Origin of the sequence: Salmonirosea aquatica (genome assembly GCF_009296315.1) — a bacterium.
Taxonomy (GTDB): Bacteria; Bacteroidota; Bacteroidia; order Cytophagales; family Spirosomataceae; genus Salmonirosea; species Salmonirosea aquatica.
The window spans coordinates 3,743,349-3,758,897 of record NZ_WHLY01000002.1 but is presented as its reverse complement, the minus strand read 5'-3'; the positions used below and the strand labels follow the sequence as shown (position 1 = coordinate 3,758,897).

Below are 15,549 nucleotides of genomic sequence, written 5' to 3'. Positions count from 1 at the left end.
ATATACTATGAAAAATCGTGCAGTAAAATATTTCTTAATTTCCCTGGTGGGTACCCTCTTTCTGGGTTGCACCGATCTGGAAGAGGACCCCGTCGGTATCCTGGCGCCGGAATCTCTTTTCAAAACGCCAAAAGATGTACAAACGGCCATTTTCGGGGCCTATGGCTGGATCGCCAGCGAGCGGTTGTATGGTCGGCAATTCGTCACGGCCCTGCTGTTGCGCGGCGACATGGCCGACATCGGCGACCGGGGTACCCCGGCTGAACGGCAGCAGGTCAACGACTTCAACATGGATGATAACAACAACATGGTACGGCAATTCTGGCCCTACTGGTATCAGACGATCAGCGCGGTCAACGCGGCTATTTCGGGAGCAGAAGGCTTGGGATTGCCTGAAAACGAAGGCAATCCCCTGATTGCCGAAGCCCGCTTCGTCCGGGCCTTTTCCTACTATCATCTGGTTCGGACATTCGGCGATATTCCCTACCTCGATCGCTTTATAACGGACCCCACTTCGGTGAAGGATATTTCCAAGACGTCCGCTGCCACCGTTTACCAGAACATCATCGCCGATCTCCAATTCGCCAAGCAGTGGCTGCCCGACCAGCAGCCCAACAGCGTGCGGAGTCGGCCTTCCAAAGGGACGGCGGCCGCTTACCTGGCCTCGGTGTACCTGACGCTGGCCGATTACCAGAAATCCTATGCCGAAGCCAAATTCGTCATCGACAATGAGGCAAAGTTCGGGTACGGTTTGGTCGCTGATTTTCAGGATCTTTTCCGGGCCCCTGAGCCCAACAACTTGAAAGAGCACCTGTTTGCCATTGATTTCCTGGGACAGCAGAACGGCGGCGGCGGAGCTAACGACGATATCATGCCCCCCATGACGGGCGTTCGGGGTGCCGACGCGCCCCGCAGCGGCTGGAGCGTGGCGGTACCGTCGATGGCTGTCTACAATACCTGGGATTCCCGCGACTACCGCAAGCAGGTGAGCTTTACGGATTCAATTTTGATCAAGGGAATCCTACAGCCCTATACCGTATTCGACAATACCAAGCGCCCTCATATTGCCAAGTACGCCCGCTACGCGGGTAATTCCAATACCGAAGGGCGCTACTCCGACCATAACTACGCCGCCATGCGCTACGCTGAGGTACTGTTGATTGCCGCCGAGGCGTTGACCGAAGTGAATGGCGGTCCCAATGCGGAAGCCATTGGCTATATAAATCAGATCCGGAGTCGGGCCCGGAATTGGGCGGGAAAGCAAACCAGTTTCCCCGAGGACGTGAACTCTGGATTGAGCAAAGATGCCTTTATCAATCTGGTGCTGGAGGAAAGACGACTCGAACTGGCTTTCGAATACAAGCGCTGGTACGACATCAAGCGGCGTAAATTGGGGCAAGCCGCCTTCACAGGTCCCAACTCTCTGGAACCGCATCCTAACTTCGATCCCAACCGGGACTATTTGATGCCCCTACCGAGGATTGAATTGCAGGTGAATCCTAACCTTGGTCCGCAGAACCCCGGCTATTGAGTCTTCAAAGTACCAATGCCCCGCTTGTTTTTATCCAAAGCGGGGCATTGGTGTTTAAAATAAATACGAGATTTGCCGCGCTCAAAAGCTCCCGACCCGTCCGGCATGAATGCACCTGCTGGTCCTTTCCTAAATGATTTCAGGTACCCTAAATTTCAGCGTAGGGGTTGGCCGGGGTACTTACTCGTCTTGGAGCAAGAGGCCTGAGTCCAAAGGTACCCCCTCTGTCAATCCTTCCCAGCTTATTCAACCTAGCCCTGCCATGCAAAACAATCCTTCCAGGCGTGACTTTATCCAGAAAGCAGCTCTCACCGCGGGTGCGCTGCCCTTTTTGTCCTTTTCTGATACCTCTGCCTCATCAGTGGCTGCCCTACCGCCCATTATTGTTTTTTCCAAGCACCTGCAATTTCTGGATTACCAGGAAATGGCCGAAAAAGCAAAGGAAATTGGCTTCGATGGCATCGATCTGACCGTCAGGCCGGGCGGGCACGTGCTGCCCGAGCGCGTAAAAACCGACCTGCCCAAAGCCGTGGAAGCGATCAAAAAAGCGGGTCTGCAACCCCTGATGATGACTACCGCGGTGGAAGACGCCCAAGGTACCGACGAAGTGGTACTGCGCACCGCCGCCGAACAGGGCATCAAGTACTACCGCATGAACTGGTACAAGTACAACGAAAATGAATCCATGCCCGCTTCACTCGAAAAGTTTCAGAAGCAGGTAGCTGCCCTGAGTCAGCTCAACAGCAAGCTGGGGCTGATCGGCTGTTACCAGAATCATGCCGGCAAACTCATCGGCGCGTCGGTCTGGGAGTTGTATCAGCTATTGCAAAAAGCCAACACCGAATACATGGGCCTGCAATACGACATCCGCCACGCCACCGTGGAGGGCGGTATGTCGTGGGAAAATGGGTTACGTCTTCTACATTCTTATATTAAAGTACTGGCCATCAAGGATTTTGTGTGGGCGCAGGAAAAAGGAAAGTACGTAGTGAAAAACGTTCCGCTGGGTGAGGGTATGGTCGATTTTACTATCTACTTCCAACTGTTGAAAAAGTATGGCGTGCAGGTACCCATCTCGATGCACTATGAGTACGACCTGGGCGGAGCCGAGCACGGCTCCAAAACACCTTCGGTGGATAAGCAGGTAATCTACGACGCCATGAAGCGCGATTTGAAAAAAGTAAAAGAGTTGTGGACGCAGGCGTAAGTAGCGCGGGCCTGATTCACTCCGCACCAAAAAGCCGACCACTTTTGCAAAAAAATAAATCCAGCCATTCCAATTCACAAGAAGTTTAAATTCACAAGAAGTTTAAAATGAAATTCCTGCTTACCAGCTTCCTGTTTCTATTCAGTGTGGGAATCACCTTTTCCCAGAATACAGAAACCCAACCCAGCCGTAACAACCAGCAAGCCGACGGCTACAAGGGAATTTGGTTCACGCTGGGGCAATTCTCCGAGTACGGCGACAAGTACTCGGGCGGTTTGGGTACCTACACCGCCAAGCATATTCCGCTGGCTATCTACGCGCCGAAGGTGAACAAAACCTTCTTCGTGTACGGAGGTACCACCGGCGAGCAGGACCGCTACCTGCTGTGTATGATTGGCAGCTACGACCATAAAAAAAAGACGGTTTCGCGCCCTACGGTAGTGTACGACAAAAAAGGCGTGGACGATCCGCACGACAACCCCAGCCTCGCCATGGACGACCAGGGGTACCTTTGGGTATTCGTGAGTGGCCGCAACACCAGTCGCCCCGGTTTCAAGTACCGCAGCAAGCAGCCGTACAGCATCGACGGTTTCGATCAGATCACTCAGGAAATCATGACCTACCCCCAGCCGAAGTACATTCCGGGCAAGGGTTTCCTGCACCTGTTTACCAAGTACACCGGTGTGCGGGAGCTGTACTTTGAAACCAGCCCCGACGGCGTCACCTGGACCGAAGACCGGAAACTGGCGGACATGAAACGCCCCGAAGACAAAAATAGCGGCCACTACCAGGTCAGCGGGCAATTGGGCGACAAGGTCGTTACTTTCTTCAACTGGCATCCCAACGGCGACGTGGACAAACGGACCAACCTATACTACCTGCAAACTACCGATATGGGTAAAACCTGGACGACGGCGGACGGCAAAGAAATAGCCGTTCCCGTAACCGATGTAGCCTCGCCGACGCTGGTAAAGGAGTTTTTCAGCCAGGGACAAAACGTGTACGTCAAGGATGTGAATTTTGATGAGCAAGGGTACCCCATCGCCCTGTACCTATCCGGCCCTGGTCATCAGCCCGGCCCCAAAAATGGCCTGCGCCAGTGGGCGATAGCGCATTGGAATGGCACCGCCTGGGAAAACCACCCCGTAACGACCTCCGACCACAACTACGACATGGGTAGTTTGTTTGTAAAAGGGAATACCTGGATGGTAGTAGCGCCCACCGAAAACACGCCCCAACCCTGGGGCGGCGGCGGCGAAGTAGTACAATGGAAAAGTACCGACCAGGGCAAAACCTGGACGCGTGCCAAACAAATTACCCACAACAGCCCCCGCAACCACAACTACATCCGGAAAGTGGTGGATGGCCACGATCCTTTCTTCTACTTCTGGGCCGACGGCGATCCCGGCAAACTCAGCCCCTCACACATGTACTTTGGCGATAGCAAGGGTACCGTATGGGAATTGCCCTACACGATGACGAAAGAGACGGCTAAGCCGAAGGAGGTAAAGTAAATGGCCTTTCAAAACCAGATTGCAGTCCTTCCGCGAGGGGTACCCAAACTACCTACCGTACGATAATATTTCGCGCCTGTTTGATGTAAGGAAGCGGTGAAGGGAGTAATTTGTACCTAGCTTACATTTATTGAGTGTATAGCTTGTGTGGTTTTTTGGATATATACTGCCATAGAAGTATCGTGAAATATTTATAAAGTACAAATAAATACAAAAAGTACTGCAAAACTTGCGTATATACAGGAGTTAGCGGTCAGTTTAACGAGCGACACGCCACAGACAGAAAATGATAGTAGAATTGATACCAGTAATAGAAATTGGATATAACAACCAGGACGTACCGACACCTGAAAAATTTCCGTACTGGGAGTATCCTGAATTGTGGGACAAATATAAAAGCGACAGTTATAATAAAGCAGGCTTTATTGACGATTTGAAACCCTATTTGAAAGGTTCATCTTTTTACCGTCTTTCTGAAGTTACTGACAACAATTTAAAGAAACTTATATCTGACCATACACAAGAACTTAGAGACGGAAAATACGAAAGAGAACAAGCAAGTGCATTATTCGGTGGTTACGTTCTTCGTATTGACGGACAAGACAAATACTTCCCCCAATGTTGCGGAGACCTTGCTGACCTTCAATATTGGGAAAACCTTGGGAATGGAAAAGAAAAAGGATTTTATGCCGGACACCCAGAGCCAGAAGTTAAAATTCAAGGAGACAAAATAACTTTTGACTTTACAGTTGGCGAATTTGACGAACACTTTGCCCCGACACCAAGTGAAAACGTAGTTCAGTTTGACATTGCTTCGTTAAGGAAGGCAATTGAAATTGTAAAAACTGAACTAGACAAGTTTGAACAACGACTTGAAAAGATTAATCAAGACGAAAAACTAAATATTGACAACATTGGTAGACTTTTAATTTGGGACAATGCGAATTACCAATAAAGAAAACCGAACCACTAACATCGTATTGGCAACAGTAGGGCTGACAGTTGTGCCCCCCGCTAACCCCGATTTGCAATCAGGGTTGCGTCCACTTCCCGTTTGTAACACGAGCCGCGCATGAGGGCATTCGCGTTAAAAACGCGAGAAGATAGCATCCCAGCGGGGAACCGTCCCGATTACAAATCGAGACGAGTGCAAGGTTGCTTTGAGATTCTGATGGAAAGAAGCGTTTGAGCATGAGGGCAGTCTCAGACTGCCTACTATGTATGGTACGCAGTCTCCCTTCGGAAGACTACGCACAACAAGATATAAGAGTTGCCTGCTAAATACAGACCGGGACAAATTAACAAATAGTATTGATTTGATTTTTAAAACATAAAGATGTACCAGCTACTTAAAAAAACGCCGCACCCGGCTCTGAAACAGTTGGTTAGAGAATACTGGTATTTGTTCACATCGATAGGTAATCCAAACCCGCTTTCTAACACTCCAACCCCAGAGGAAGCCATTTATTTTTATCCAAAAAACAAACCTGCAGTATTTTTAGACGGAGAATTCAGCAAAACACCTGATACGGTTATCATTCGTCAACAAACCGAAAGGGTCGATATGCTTATTCCAAATGATTATTTGATGTTCAAAATCATTTTTAAAACGGGTGGCTTTCATCGTTTATTTGATATTCCGTTATCGGTGTTTTCCAACGGGCATGTTGAAACGGTTTGTGTCTTGGGAAACTCTATCAAAGAATTAAATGAGCAAATAATCAATTCAACAAGTTTTGAAGAAATGGTTTTATATGCTGAAAAGTATTTGATGAATAAGGTTTCTAATCTCAGGATAAAGCAACAGCCTATCGATTTTGTAATCAACCAGGCTCATTTATATCAATATTCGCTGGACCAATTAGCTTCTGATGCTTGTTTGAGCAACCGCCAATTTGAAAGGAATTTTCTTGCCAGAACCGGAGTAACCCCCAAAATGTACCAAAGGATTTTGAAGTTTAACCAGGCTATGAAGTTAAAAAAAGAAGAATCCAATCAAACCTGGACTAACATTACCCATTCAGTTGGCTATTTTGATCAAATGCATTTGTTGCGGGATTTTAAGCAATTTACAAACACCGTTCCTACCACATTTGACTTTGACAATGCCATCATTTATTAAAGAATGTCGATTTTTTACTAGGCTACAATTCGTTCCCCGTCGCACCTTTACACGATAAATAATTTAGCCAACGTGGGAACGTATGCAAAATATGATGAAAAAACTTATTAGCTCTATGCTTTTTGTAGGCATTGCTACAATTAGTCAAGCTCAAACCACTGCGAAAGCCCAGGCCGACGAAGCCGCTGTTCGCAAGATAGAAGAACTTAGCGTGATAGCGATGAATACACAGGATACGCTTTTTATGCATCAATATGTTTCGCCCGACTATGTGGTAATGAACCCAAATCAAAAAATTCATGGGTTTGAGGGGCTTATAGAGCTTTTGGCCCTGTGGAAAAAAAGCAATGCAGCGATGAAAGGAACACCTCCGCACATTGAACACGTTATCGATAAAATAACCATCAACCAGGATATTGCAATTGTAATGGGACAGGATGTACCTGATGCAACAGCCACCACGCCTGACGGCAAGCCGTTGAACAAAAGAGCTTATACCAATATTTACAGACGATATAAAAAATCGTGGCAATTAATAGCACGACAAAACAGTACTATTTGTCAGTAGACAACAAGCACAGCAGCCAACATGGGTTTTGTAGTAGTGGGGCTTGACGAACAAAGGCTCAACTTCATTTTTCCAATTTGGTTTTGTTGCCAGGTTCGGCTGACGGAATTCTATTGCCCCTCCATCGCCAAGCCCTGAACCCGCTAACCCCGATTACAAATTGGGGTTAGCATCTACTTCATGTTACTAACGCGAGCCACGCATGAGGGCATACGCACGGTCGGCCGTTGTCGTTACAAATGTGGGAAAATAGTATCCCAGCGAGGAACCGTCTCTATCATAAATTGGTACGAGCGCGAGAAAACTGCCCATTCCGGTCATGACGTACCCTGCTTCTCGCAACTTCAAACAAATTTAACACCCTCATCCCGCCCAAATTCCCTTACTTTGCAGGAGTCAGTTTAAGTACTTCAACCTCTAAACTCTTTCATGAAAACCAGTATTGTATTCCTGTTCCTAAGCCTCTGCGTCATGCAGGGTACCTTTTCTCAAAGTAATACGCCCATCAACGTAGCCACCTACAACCTCCGCTACAATACCCCCAACGATGGCGTGAATGCCTGGCCCAACCGCAAGGAAATGGTGAAGTCGCTGATTCAGTTTCACGAGTTTGATCTCTTTGGTACCCAGGAAGCCCTGCGCGGGCAGCTGGACGATGTGGCCGAACTGAAAGAGTTTGCGTTTCTGGGCAAGGGCCGCGACGATGGCAAGCAGGCAGGCGAGCACTCGGCGATTTTTTACCGCAAAGACCGCTTCAAGGTACTTGATTCCGGCGATTTCTGGCTGAGCGAAACCCCCGACGTACCCGGCAAGGGCTGGGATGCTGTCTGCTGCAACCGGATTTGTTCCTGGGCCAAGTTTCAGGATTTGAAAACGAAGAAGCAGTTTTACTTATTCAGCGTCCACTTCGACCATCAGGGCGTGAAGGCCCGGCAGGAATCCGGCAAATTAATGGTAAAGAAAATCAAAGAAATTGCCAAAAGTACCCCCGCCATTTGCGTGGGTGACTTCAACTCCACGCCCGAAACGGAACAGATCAAAGCCATGCAAACCCTGCTACAGGATGCCCACAATGTGACCAAGCAGCCGCCTTACGGCCCAGAGGGTACCTTCAATAGCTTCAAGTTTGACGCCCCGATGAACAATCGCATCGACTACATTTTTGTGAGCAAAGACTTTGATGTCTTGAAATACGGCGTTTTGACCGACGCCAAAGAGCAAAGGTACCCCTCAGATCATCAACCTGTGATAGCGAAGGTGATCTTGAGGTAAGCGGACAGGCAGCCTTTTGGGTCGGAGTGGCTCCTTTCTCCCGCCATTTGCATTGTCGCGCTGCCCCATTGTACCTTTGTGTCTTCCTTAATCCTTACCCTTATGTATTTCCTTGGATTTGATGTGGGCAGTTCATCTGTGAAAGCCTGCCTGCTGGCCGCCGATACGGGCCAGGTTGTAGCTTCGGCTTTTTTTCCCGAAACCGAAATGCCGATGGACGCCCCGCAGCCCGGCTACGCCGAGCAGCAGCCCGAGCAGTGGTGGCAAAACGCCTGCCTGGCTTCCCGGGCCGTCATGCAGAAAGCCGGAATCGCCCCTGCCGATGTAAAAGCCATCGGGATTTCGTACCAGATGCACGGCCTGGTGGTGGTGGATAAAGAAATGAATGTACTGCGGCCGGCCATCATCTGGTGCGACAGCCGGGCCGTTGCCGTGGGCAATGCCGCCCTGGAAGCCATGGGACCCGAAGTGGCTCTGCCGCACTTGCTGAATTCGCCCGGCAATTTTACGGCTTCCAAGCTGGCGTGGGTCAAGCAGAACGAACCGGCGGTATACGCCAAAGTTCATAAATTCATGCTACCCGGCGACTATCTGGCCGCTCGCATGACGAATGAAGTAGCTACTACGCCTTCGGGTTTGTCGGAAGGGATTTTCTGGGATTTTCTGGACGAGCAACCCGCTGGCTTCCTGCTGGATTACTTCGGTTTTGACGCTGACCTGCTCCCCCAGGTGTTTCCTACCTTTGGTGATCAGGGGGAGCTCACGACTCAGGCCGCCGAAGCCCTGGGCCTGGCGCAAGGTACCCCCGTCACGTACCGGGCGGGAGATCAGCCCAACAACGCTTTCTCGCTCAATGTACTCGAACCGGGCGAAGTCGCCGCCACGGCAGGTACCTCGGGCGTAGTCTACGGCGTGAGCGACCAGTCCAAATTCGACGTGGAGTCGCGCGTGAATACCTTCCTGCACGTCAACCACGTGCTGGGTACCCCCCGCTACGGGGTGCTGCTGTGCGTCAATGGTACGGGTATTGTCAATAGCTGGCTGCGGAACACCATCCTGCAACGGCGTATGTCCTACGCCGATATGAACGACCTGGCCGCCCAGGCCCCTATTGGTTCCGACGGACTCCTGTGTCTGCCCTTCGGCAACGGAGCCGAGCGGATGCTCTGCAATGCCGATCCCGGTGCCAATTTTGAAGGTTTGCAATTCAACCGCCACGGCCTGAGCCACCTGGTTCGGGCTTCGCAGGAAGGCATCGTCTTTGCCTTATACTACGGCATGCAGCTCATGGAAACGCTGGGCGTGTCGCTCAAAAATATTCGCGCTGGTGAGGCGAATATGTTCCTGAGTCCTATTTTCCGTGAAACCTTCGCCAGCATCTCGGGCGCGACGGTGGAGCTATACAACACCGATGGTGCCCAGGGCGCGGCCCGCGGCGCGGGCATGGGGCTGGGCTATTACAAAAACCGGGAAGAGACGTTTGTGGGGCTGACGGCTACGCATACCATCGAACCGGATACCGCGCAGGCCGAACGGTACCAGCAGGCCTACGGGCGTTGGAAGGATTCACTGAGAGTTGGGTAGTTTGTGTTTTGTGTTTTGTGTTTTGTGTTTTGTGTTTTGTGTTTTGTGTTTTGTGTTTTGTGTAAAGGAAACTTGAATTCTTACATATCCTACTGGTAATCAGTCACCTGATTTCAAATAAATCAAAAAACAATTCAACAATTCAACAATTCAACAATTCAACAATTCAACAATTCAACAATTCAACAAAAAACAATCTTCCCCTGCTTCACCTACTTGGCATTCATTTTCCGGATCACTGCCTTCCGGTCAAAAAGTACCCGCCATACGGCGAAGGTCACCTGCTGGTCTTTGAAGCACGTTTTACAAATCAGACTCTCCAGAGGAACCGGGGCAGTGTAGAGGAGCAGCGTGTCGTTCAGCTTCTGAACATTATCGGATTGGGGTAGGTTGTTTTCGGCGTTGTACAGGTAGGCATCCAGCAGTTCGCGCTCTTTGGGAGCCAGGCTCTGGTTTTTTACATCAGCCGGTCCCATCAGCTGGATTTTGACTCCATAGGCACGGTCCATCGCTGCGATGAGGGGTACCTTTTGTGAATCCTGACACAAAGCGGTGGCTTGTTGCGGATTACGGCCCAGTTCTTTTTCGAGTGCTTTCCGGGCTTCGGCTACCAATTCCTTTCCCCATTCGTCTACCGTAGCAATCAGCTGCGGGTTGGTTACGCGCTTGATTTCCGCCGCATTCATTTCCTGTTTGAGGGCTGCGGTCTGCTGGATCCGGTTGTCGGTATTACAACCTGCCAGCAGGAGTGTCGTAAGGAGAAGCAGGGCCGTGGATTGGGTCATAGTCGTGAACGAAGTCAAGTTTTTCTGTAGCATCATGCGGATTTTGATTAAACAACACGAGCCCTGACGCGTTGGTTTACCAAATCGCCGTGACGCTAAATTACGTATCTTTGCGTCCCCCAATGCAACAAATATACCATGCAGGATAAATTAGAAGCTTTAAAGGAGCGCTTTCACGAGGTAGGGCAGCAGATCATTCAGCCCGAGGTGGTCATGGACGCGCAGCGTTATTCCAAACTCAGCAAAGAGTACAAAGACCTGGAGCGGATCGTGACGCAGTACGACGCCTACCAGAAACTCCTCAAAGACATCGCCGGAGCCAAGGAACTCATCACCACCGAGAAGGACGAAGAGATGCGCGAAATGGCCAAGGAAGAACTCAACGAACTGCAACCGCAGAAAGAGGTGCTGGAAAAGGCCATCAAGGAAATGCTGATTCCCAAAGATCCGAACGACAGCCGCAATAGTATTCTGGAAGTACGGGCGGGTACCGGAGGCGATGAAGCGGCCATTTTTGCGGGCGACCTCTTCCGCATGTACCAGCGGTTTTGCGAGAAAATGAACTGGCGGCTGTCCATCCTGGATTTCACCGAAGGTACCAACGGCGGCTATAAGGAAATTGTGGCCAAAGTAGAGGGCGAGGACGTGTATGGCAAGCTTAAGTTCGAGTCGGGCGTGCACCGCGTGCAGCGGGTACCTGCCACCGAATCACAAGGCCGCGTGCATACTTCGGCCGCCACGGTAGCCGTACTGCCCGAGGCCGAAGAGGTGGATGTAGAAATCAACATGAACGATGTGCGCGTGGATACCTTCAACTCCTCGGGTGCGGGTGGACAATCGGTGAACACGACCTACTCGGCCGTGCGGCTCACACACATTCCGTCGGGGTTGGTGGTGAGTTGCCAGGATGAGCGTTCGCAGCTCAAAAACAAAGCCAAGGCCCTGGAAGTGTTGCGCGCACGCCTTTACGAAATAGAACTCAAAAAGCACAACGACGCCATCAGTTCGCAGCGGCTATCGATGGTCGGCACCGGCGACCGCTCCGACAAGATCCGTACCTACAACTACCCCCAGAGCCGCGTGACCGACCACCGGATCGGCTACACGGTCTATAACCTACCTACCGTGATGGAAGGTGAGATTGGCGATTTTATTGAGCAACTCCGCATTGCTGAAAACGCCGAACGGATGCAGGAAGGAGAAACGGCTTAGGAATTCAAGGGGGTACCTTGGGGTAAAATAAAATGGCGGAGAAGACTGATCGCTTTTCCGCCATTTTCACTTAGTACCTCCTACGCTTTTCGAGGTAAGAGTAATAGTGCATGGTGTGGAACAATTTGGAGGAGGGGAGGTAATGCTACGAAAAACAGATAGAGTGTGTATAGTGCAAAGTCGGTAATATGCTTGATGAGCCAACGGGGGTTTTCAGCCGGCTCGCCCTACTGAATGCTATTAATGCCCGAACTTAGGGGAAAAGCGTAAACACTTCTCACAATAAGTGTCTAATGGAGCTACCCGGCTGGTAGAAAACCTAAAATGGGGGGTAAACGTAGTTACCGAAAGTCAAAATAGCGCAGAAAGGATTCCTTATAATTTCGTCCCAAGGGAATATCAAACTCCCCTACCCGAACTTCATAATCGTTGAATGAGTCGACACGGTCGAGATTCACGGCAAAGGAACGGTGCGTACGGACCAGGCGGGGCATGGCCAGGCGCTCCAAAATCGCGCTCAGCGACTGCCGGATGGCTAGTTTCTGCTGGCTGGCCTGAATCACCGTATGATTGTTGTCCGCCTCCATGTACAGAATATCACTCAGCGTGATTTTTATAAAGCGGTAGTTGCTTTTGACAAAAATATGATCGTCGACCCGTAGAATGGAGTCACGCGTTGGGCTTTCGCGGCTTTCTAACGTTGGGCCTCGGCTGTAGTCACCCGTTTCGGCCGCGGGCGTGAGACTGCGTAGCGCAAAATTATTGATGGCCATTTCAATGGAAATGCGCAGACTTGTCAGATTGTAGGGTTTGGGAATATAGGCGGCCGGATAGGTACTTTTAGCACGCTCGATGGTATCGCGGTCAGAAAGCGCAGTCATGTAGATGACCGGCACGGGCCGCACGGCAATCAGGCGCTGCACGGTTTCGATGCCATCCCAATCGCCCTTGATGTTGATGTCGCAAATCAGCAGGTCGACGGGCTCCTGATGAAAGATTTCCAGGGCATGGCGCCCATTGTTAGCCGTTCCTACCACTTCGTATCCTTCGTTTTCCAGGGTTTCACTCATCTCCATTGCCAGAATGGCTTCATCTTCAACAAGCAAAATACGAATGGACATACACTGGCTTTTTGGGAGATTGACTAAGTGCTAGGGCCGTGAAAGAACTATGCCAGGCATACAGGCATTTTCATCATCATCGGAACAAAGGTTCGTTAAGCCACTTTCCGAAGCGCCTGCTCGTCGATGTGCAGTTTGTAACAGGTACCATTGTCCGTGCATATCTGGTACTCGCCGCCGGTTTGTTCACTCAGATTCTTGATGAGTCGTTTCCCAAACGAACCTCCTTTTTGCTTCCACTGCAATTCGTTGATTCCCGGACCATTGTCTTTGATTTCCAGCGTAACCCCTTGCTTTCCGGTAAGCGATACGGAAAGCATCGGAATCTGCACGTGCTGATAGGCATATTTGAACGAATTGGTAAGCAGCTCATTCAGGATCAGACCGACCGGAATCGCCAGATCCACATCCAGTTCCTCCTGTTCAATATCGATCCTTAGGTCAAAATTGTCCAGCGAGTACCCATAGGCCAGCATCAGGTTTTCGGTCAGATCCACGACATACTCCCGCATGTTGATCGAAGTAAGCCGGTCGTCGGTCTGGTAGAGGCGTTGGTGGATGAGCGACATGGCTTCGACGCGCTGCTGCCCTTCGCGCACCGCCTTGGCCGCCGACTGATCTTCGATGCGGTTGGACTGTAGCTTGAGTAGGCTCGACACGATAGCCAGGTTGTTTTTCACCCGGTGGTGCAGTTCTCTCATCAGCAGTTTCAGTTGCTCCGATTGCGCACTAATAGTTGCCCGACTGCGTCGCAAGCGAAGGTACTGCCACACCAACCCAATCAGAAGTGCCGCCATACCCGCCACAAAAATTGCCAGAATCAAAAGCTGCTGCTGCTTGGCCTGGTTATCGTCGCCGAGTTCTTCAATTTTTTCTTCTTTCTGCCGGGTGGCAAACTGCGTTTCAAGGCGGGCGATTTCCCGTTTTTTCTCAAGATCGGTCAGACTGTCGCCGTATTGCTCGGCCAGCTTGAAATGCTCGTAGGCCGGTTTGTAATCGTTCAGGGCGGCATACATTTCATGGAAATTCGTGTGAATTTCTTGTAAGATGCTGAATTCATTCAGCGACTTATCGGCCTGTACCATTTCGAGGGCTTTGGTATTCACCTCTAATGCTTCGGCGTACTTATCTAATTTCATAAACCCTTTGCCCAGATTCATGTACACATGCACGAGATAATAGTCGTTTTTTGTGCGAACAGCGTAGGCCTCCACTTCTTTTAACCGCGCGACAGATTCCTTGAAACGTCCCATCTTACGAAGAACGATCGACGAGTTAAAATTCGCCGTTTGAACCGATTGCTCTTCTCCGGCTTTTTCATAAGTCGCGCGCGCCAGGTTAATGTATTTGAGCGATTTGGGCTGATCGCCTTTTTCGCCGTAGATGTTCGAAAGTTCGTTGTAACAGTCACCCAGCATCCCGAGGGGCAGCGTAGGATTTTCCTGAAAAATGCCCAGCGCCTGCAAGGCGTATTTCTCGGCCAGTTGAAATTCGTCTTCGTTGAAATAGACCTGTTCCAGGCGCGTGAGGGCGTCTACCTGCATCTTGGGGTTCTTAAGCTTCTTGAACCCCTCGTAGGCTTTCTGCAGGTGCCGGATAGCGGATGGATTATCCTCGCGGGCCTGCTCGATGATGCCGGCATCGCGCAGAAGTCGGGCCTGCACAAACTCGGACTTCAGCTTACTATTGCTTTTTCGGGCCTGCGACAGCAGGTAATCGGCGGCGGCAAAATCTCGTTTCTCTACGGCGTTGTCAACCGCTAATTTACCGATAGCCAATGCCCGTACCGAATCATTCGGGAGACGGGCCACAGTATCAGGTACCTGGGCCGGGGCAGTTGAGTAGGTTGCAAAGAGCAGTAGGTACCCCAGAAATGGGGAAAGTTTATTCATAAAGATAATGTCAATTAGCAGAAGACAATTTGAACAGACAAAAATACATGATTTTTCCCCTTATCAAAGTCGCAAAGAATTGAAAATATAACGATAGGTTACTTTTTTATTCACTTCCGAACTGCTGCGGATAGGTCTCTGTCTTGAATTTCTCGAATGGAACACTTTTGTAAAAATCCCCCCCGAAGAACGTGATGATCTCAAGGAATTCTTTGGCTTTCAGATAGCCGGGGAGGGGCTGGATCATTTGCAGTTTTTCGTCCAGAAAAACCGTGCTGGGGTAGCTGAGTTTGTTTTGTAAAAGGCTGGCTGCGAACTCGTGCACACCACCGTTGCCCTGCGGCACGAACTTGAATTTCTGTCCTCCCAGCGTTACTTCCTCGCGCTGTTCGGCGTTGAACTTCACGGGGTAGTAATTTTTGTTGATATACTCCACTACCTTAGGATCGGTGTAGGTTTCACGATCCATGACTTTGCACCAGCCACACCAGTCGGTGTACACATCGATGAGTATCTTACGCGGCTGATTCTGATTCAGAGCAAAAGCCTGTTCTACGGTCAGCCACTCGATTTTGGCAGGTTTCACCCGGGGTACCACCGTTTCAGAACGTAAAGCGGTGAAGATAAAGATCAAGGTGATGGCCAGAACGGCACCGACGAATAAGCGTATCATACGGGTACTGGAAGCTAGAAAGTAGAATTTACAGAAAAGTGAAAAAGCGCAGCGTGTGGTTTTCGGCG

Annotated in this window: 13 protein-coding genes; 9 read left to right on the top strand and 4 right to left on the bottom strand. The window is 50.2% G+C overall.

The features are described from left to right. The first annotated feature begins 7 nt into the window (after window positions 1-7). The 8 genes from GBK04_RS16645 to GBK04_RS16610 all read left to right on the top strand — a co-directional run bounded on the left by GBK04_RS16645 (window position 8) and on the right by GBK04_RS16610 (window position 9,798). A complete protein-coding gene (locus GBK04_RS16645; protein WP_152761568.1) occupies window positions 8-1,531 on the top strand; it encodes a RagB/SusD family nutrient uptake outer membrane protein in 1,524 nt (507 codons plus the stop codon). A gap of 262 nt (window positions 1,532-1,793) precedes the next feature. Then, window positions 1,794-2,738 carry a sugar phosphate isomerase/epimerase family protein gene (locus GBK04_RS16640; RefSeq protein WP_152761566.1) on the top strand — a complete coding sequence of 315 codons (945 nt, stop codon included), beginning with the start codon at window positions 1,794-1,796 and terminating at the stop codon, window positions 2,736-2,738. 107 nt (window positions 2,739-2,845) lie between these two features. Continuing rightward, complete coding sequence (locus GBK04_RS16635; protein WP_152761564.1) at window positions 2,846-4,252, top strand: BNR-4 repeat-containing protein; 1,407 nt, start codon at window positions 2,846-2,848, stop codon at window positions 4,250-4,252. 286 nt (window positions 4,253-4,538) lie between these two features. Next, window positions 4,539-5,207, top strand: coding sequence for a hypothetical protein (locus GBK04_RS16630; protein WP_152761562.1), 669 nt, complete (start codon window positions 4,539-4,541; stop codon window positions 5,205-5,207). A gap of 381 nt (window positions 5,208-5,588) precedes the next feature. Further along, on the top strand, window positions 5,589-6,374 hold the full coding sequence (locus GBK04_RS16625) for a helix-turn-helix domain-containing protein (RefSeq protein WP_152761560.1): 786 nt from the start codon (window positions 5,589-5,591) through the stop codon (window positions 6,372-6,374). A gap of 91 nt (window positions 6,375-6,465) precedes the next feature. Then, on the top strand, window positions 6,466-6,942 hold the full coding sequence (locus GBK04_RS16620; RefSeq protein ID WP_373331052.1) for a YybH family protein: 477 nt from the start codon (window positions 6,466-6,468) through the stop codon (window positions 6,940-6,942). A gap of 429 nt (window positions 6,943-7,371) precedes the next feature. Further along, a complete protein-coding gene (locus tag GBK04_RS16615) occupies window positions 7,372-8,214 on the top strand; it encodes an endonuclease/exonuclease/phosphatase family protein (RefSeq protein ID WP_152761556.1) in 843 nt (280 codons plus the stop codon). A 102-nt stretch (window positions 8,215-8,316) separates the two neighbouring features. Next, complete coding sequence (locus tag GBK04_RS16610; protein ID WP_152761554.1) at window positions 8,317-9,798, top strand: xylulokinase; 1,482 nt, start codon at window positions 8,317-8,319, stop codon at window positions 9,796-9,798. Between the two features lie 212 nt (window positions 9,799-10,010). Here GBK04_RS16610 and GBK04_RS16605 read toward each other — a convergent pair whose 3' ends face one another. Then, on the bottom strand, window positions 10,011-10,619 hold the full coding sequence (locus GBK04_RS16605; RefSeq protein ID WP_373331051.1) for a hypothetical protein: 609 nt from the start codon (window positions 10,617-10,619) through the stop codon (window positions 10,011-10,013). A gap of 102 nt (window positions 10,620-10,721) precedes the next feature. Between GBK04_RS16605 and prfA the strand changes: the two genes are divergently transcribed. Further along, window positions 10,722-11,795 (top strand): peptide chain release factor 1, encoded by a 1,074-nt coding sequence (gene prfA / locus GBK04_RS16600; RefSeq protein WP_152761552.1) that lies wholly within the window; start codon window positions 10,722-10,724, stop codon window positions 11,793-11,795. Window positions 11,796-12,136: 341 nt separating this feature from the next. Here prfA and GBK04_RS16595 read toward each other — a convergent pair whose 3' ends face one another. The 3 genes from GBK04_RS16595 to GBK04_RS16585 form a co-directional block, all read right to left on the bottom strand. After that, window positions 12,137-12,916, bottom strand: a complete 780-nt coding sequence (locus tag GBK04_RS16595; RefSeq protein WP_152761550.1) for a response regulator — start codon at window positions 12,914-12,916, stop codon at window positions 12,137-12,139. Window positions 12,917-13,011: 95 nt separating this feature from the next. Next, a complete protein-coding gene (locus GBK04_RS16590) occupies window positions 13,012-14,808 on the bottom strand; it encodes a tetratricopeptide repeat-containing sensor histidine kinase (protein ID WP_152761548.1) in 1,797 nt (598 codons plus the stop codon). Window positions 14,809-14,914: 106 nt separating this feature from the next. Continuing rightward, window positions 14,915-15,481 (bottom strand): thioredoxin family protein, encoded by a 567-nt coding sequence (locus tag GBK04_RS16585; protein ID WP_152761546.1) that lies wholly within the window; start codon window positions 15,479-15,481, stop codon window positions 14,915-14,917. Window positions 15,482-15,549: the final 68 nt, after the last annotated feature.

Excerpts from the sequence above, each read along its gene's own strand:
- GBK04_RS16645 (WP_152761568.1), top strand. The coding sequence starts at position 8 with ATGAAAAATCGTGCAGTAAAATATTTCTTAATTTCCCTGGTGGGTACC.
- GBK04_RS16640 (WP_152761566.1), top strand. The coding sequence starts at position 1,794 with ATGCAAAACAATCCTTCCAGGCGTGACTTTATCCAGAAAGCAGCTCTC.
- GBK04_RS16635 (WP_152761564.1), top strand. The coding sequence starts at position 2,846 with ATGAAATTCCTGCTTACCAGCTTCCTGTTTCTATTCAGTGTGGGAATC.
- GBK04_RS16630 (WP_152761562.1), top strand. The coding sequence starts at position 4,539 with ATGATAGTAGAATTGATACCAGTAATAGAAATTGGATATAACAACCAG.
- GBK04_RS16625 (WP_152761560.1), top strand. The coding sequence starts at position 5,589 with ATGTACCAGCTACTTAAAAAAACGCCGCACCCGGCTCTGAAACAGTTG.
- GBK04_RS16620 (WP_373331052.1), top strand. The coding sequence starts at position 6,466 with ATGATGAAAAAACTTATTAGCTCTATGCTTTTTGTAGGCATTGCTACA.
- GBK04_RS16615 (WP_152761556.1), top strand. The coding sequence starts at position 7,372 with ATGAAAACCAGTATTGTATTCCTGTTCCTAAGCCTCTGCGTCATGCAG.
- GBK04_RS16610 (WP_152761554.1), top strand. The coding sequence starts at position 8,317 with ATGTATTTCCTTGGATTTGATGTGGGCAGTTCATCTGTGAAAGCCTGC.
- GBK04_RS16605 (WP_373331051.1), bottom strand. The coding sequence starts at position 10,619 with ATGATGCTACAGAAAAACTTGACTTCGTTCACGACTATGACCCAATCC.
- prfA (WP_152761552.1), top strand. The coding sequence starts at position 10,722 with ATGCAGGATAAATTAGAAGCTTTAAAGGAGCGCTTTCACGAGGTAGGG.
- GBK04_RS16595 (WP_152761550.1), bottom strand. The coding sequence starts at position 12,916 with ATGTCCATTCGTATTTTGCTTGTTGAAGATGAAGCCATTCTGGCAATG.
- GBK04_RS16590 (WP_152761548.1), bottom strand. The coding sequence starts at position 14,808 with ATGAATAAACTTTCCCCATTTCTGGGGTACCTACTGCTCTTTGCAACC.
- GBK04_RS16585 (WP_152761546.1), bottom strand. The coding sequence starts at position 15,481 with ATGATACGCTTATTCGTCGGTGCCGTTCTGGCCATCACCTTGATCTTT.